Here is a 659-nt window from a genome sequence, read left to right as displayed (position 1 = left end):
GTACCAGTGTAAGCATTGGTGCCAGACAAGGTTAATGTGCCTGAACCCACTTTAGTGAGGTTACCGGCGCCACTAATCACGCCACTAAAGGTCGTATCAGTTGTACTGCCGGTTGTCAGGTTGGCAGTCAAGGTAATATTGCCGGCACCAGCAATCGAGGCCACCGTGTCATTAGCGCCTACGATATAAGTGGCACCAGAGGCAACCGTCACGGCAGTGCTATCAGACAAGCTGCCAGTGACGTTCAAGGTACCAGCTTGAACGGTAGTGGTACCGGTGTAGGTGTTGGATCCTGAAAGCTTAGTCACTCCAGATCCAGTATTAACAAAACTTGTTGCGCCACCGATATTGCCAGCAACTTCACTATTCGCGCTAGTTGAGTTGATTGTCAAAGTTGTTAAGTTGGTGGTGCCGCCAGAAATCAATGCTTTGCCTGATCCAGCATTTAAAGTGAGCGCTGAGCTTGACCCAGTGGATACACCCCCTGCAACTGTCACATCACTATTGGTAGTGTTAAGACTGATATCAGAAGTCGTCAGAACGAGATTACCACCATAACCCTGTACTCCGGCAGTGGTCACTGATCCACCGATAGAAGTATCGCCACTAGTGTTCAAGGAAGCGAGTGCATAGCTCGCACCAACCGTGCTTGCAAAGAC

1 protein-coding gene is annotated in these 659 nt (G+C 49.8%); it reads right to left on the bottom strand.

Annotated features, from left to right (window positions below; genetic code table 11):
- On the bottom strand, window positions 1-659 hold a 659-nt coding region (locus ICN23_RS09925), incomplete at both ends, for an autotransporter-associated beta strand repeat-containing protein (protein WP_216232090.1).

Origin of the sequence: Polynucleobacter sp. MWH-Jannik1A5, from assembly GCF_018881795.1 — a bacterium.
Lineage (GTDB): Bacteria > Pseudomonadota > Gammaproteobacteria > Burkholderiales > Burkholderiaceae > Polynucleobacter.
This window is presented reverse-complemented; position numbering and strand designations above follow the sequence as displayed.